4 protein-coding genes are annotated in these 1,726 nt (G+C 44.6%); all 4 read right to left on the bottom strand.

Going from position 1 to position 1,726, the window contains the following annotated elements; translation table 11 throughout:
• Positions 1–502, bottom strand: a 502-nt coding sequence (lepB, locus tag Q0I54_RS13255; RefSeq protein ID WP_296119359.1) for a signal peptidase I, incomplete at its 3' end; no start/stop codon positions are given.
• Positions 503–531: 29 nt separating this feature from the next.
• Entirely contained in the window at positions 532–672 is a 141-nt protein-coding gene (locus Q0I54_RS13250) for a hypothetical protein (protein WP_288619026.1), read from the bottom strand.
• Between the two features lie 23 nt (positions 673–695).
• Complete coding sequence (locus tag Q0I54_RS13245) at positions 696–1,061, bottom strand: hypothetical protein (protein ID WP_288619024.1); 366 nt, start codon at positions 1,059–1,061, stop codon at positions 696–698.
• On the bottom strand, positions 1,058–1,726 hold a 669-nt coding region (locus Q0I54_RS13240; RefSeq protein WP_296119353.1), incomplete at its 5' end, for a ParM/StbA family protein. The genes Q0I54_RS13240 and Q0I54_RS13245, both read right to left, overlap by 4 nt.

The following is a 1,726-nucleotide window of genomic DNA, read 5'->3' as shown; positions in this document are numbered from 1 at the left end:
CTGGGACCGTCTGTGCCGGAATATCCGAGGTTTTTCCCACTGTATGATCGGATTCTGATATTTTCTGCCCGTTGACATATAACTGTCCATACTTACAGGACACCACATCTCCACCAATGGCAATGATCCGTTTGAGCAATATGGTCTTTTCTTCTCCGGCACTATATTCCACACCTACCACATCGCCCCGGTTATATTCCTTCCCACGAAGGAGTAAGATAAACTGTCCTTCCTGATAGGTTGGACGCATGGAAGCCCCCTGTACCTGACCGATCCACACATGCTGCATCAGCGCACAAAATACAAACAGTACAAGAAGGAGTTCCCCCGCATAACGGATCATCCGCTTTAATGCCTGTATTTTTCTTTCTTCCAGCTCCTGCTCACGGCTCAGTTCTGCCATATGTTCCCTGACCGTTTTTATCAGCTCTTTCCCTCTCGCAAAAAGCCCGGTCAACCATTCCATCCACTGCTTCTTTTTCTCTTGTAATTTTTTTCTCATCTGCCCTCACTTATCTGACAGACTTGCGATCACAGCCGGAAGAAGAAGCAGAAAAACAAATCGATCCCTTCTTTGAGGAAATGTCCCATCCGTTTTTCCGTCCGTTTTAAAAATTCTTTATCCGCCTGATCCAGTGCTGCCATTTTCTTTACCTCGTCTAATAATTTCATATCCATGTACTCTCCATTTCTCCCTAATCATCCATATCCCAGGCAGCAAGGGATGCAACGATTGCATCCATGTCTTCTTCATTAAGTGCTTCCACTTCCTGTGCATACACAACCGGCTCTGGCTTTGAAACCTTTTTCTGGTCTGCTTTTTTCTCCTGCCTGCTATCTTTTTTCTGCTCCTGTCCATTCACTTCCGGTACAACTTCGATACGCTCCAGTTCCCCAAGTCCTAACAGTTGCTTTTTCTCACGTAAATATAAGTCCAGTGCTTCCGCGATCACATGTGCCTTGGCACGCGTACCGCAGCGGTTTAAGAATGCCGCTGCCTGGCAGTGTCCAGCGATTGTGCTGTTAAACCGGATCGTAAACTGATAGGGATTCTTTTTCATGATCGCTCACCCTTCTTTTTTTGCATCACCTGATACAACAATTTGTATCCATGTACGTTTCCTTTTATATCATCCAAAAACATATATCTGCCAAGCAATGGGGATTTCTCAATATATTTTTTCAGAAGGATCGCTCCACCGCCTAAGAACACCACGAAGGAATGTTTCAGGTCAATCTGAAATTCACGAAAAGAGGATAACAGACTGTCTACAAATGCCTGTGCTTCTTCTTCCACCAGTGCAATGATCTCCTCATCATACAGACTGGTGTCCCCACTTAAAATGGCATCCACATCGCTCTCTTCGATGATCGCGTCAAACTTTTTTAAGCACTTTTTATGTATGGTCTGATATAAAAGAGTCAATCCCTGCTCTAGGGAATCCGTATGCTCGATGTCAATCGTGCCACGCACCATTGTCAGATAATCCGTTGTGAATCCACCGATATCAATCCCAACAACGCGTGGGTATGGTTTAATTTGTGTAAAAACCGTCATAATGGCAGCATAACATTGCGCGTATACATACACTTTTGTAATCTTCACCCGCCAAGTTCTACCCTTATACCACACATATTGCGCATCCGACGTTTTAAAATAAGCTTTAAAATTGTCCTTTAAACGGGCATCCTCCATATGGGCAGGCGGCAATCCTCCAAGCATGGT

The organism is uncultured Eubacterium sp., assembly GCF_934295145.1.
Lineage (GTDB): Bacteria > Bacillota > Clostridia > Lachnospirales > Lachnospiraceae > Eubacterium_I.
This window is presented reverse-complemented; position numbering and strand designations above follow the sequence as displayed.

Coding starts and splice junctions, on each gene's coding strand:
- Q0I54_RS13250 (WP_288619026.1), bottom strand. CDS start 672: ATGAAATTATTAGACGAGGTAAAGAAAATGGCAGCACTGGATCAGGCG.
- Q0I54_RS13245 (WP_288619024.1), bottom strand. CDS start 1,061: ATGAAAAAGAATCCCTATCAGTTTACGATCCGGTTTAACAGCACAATC.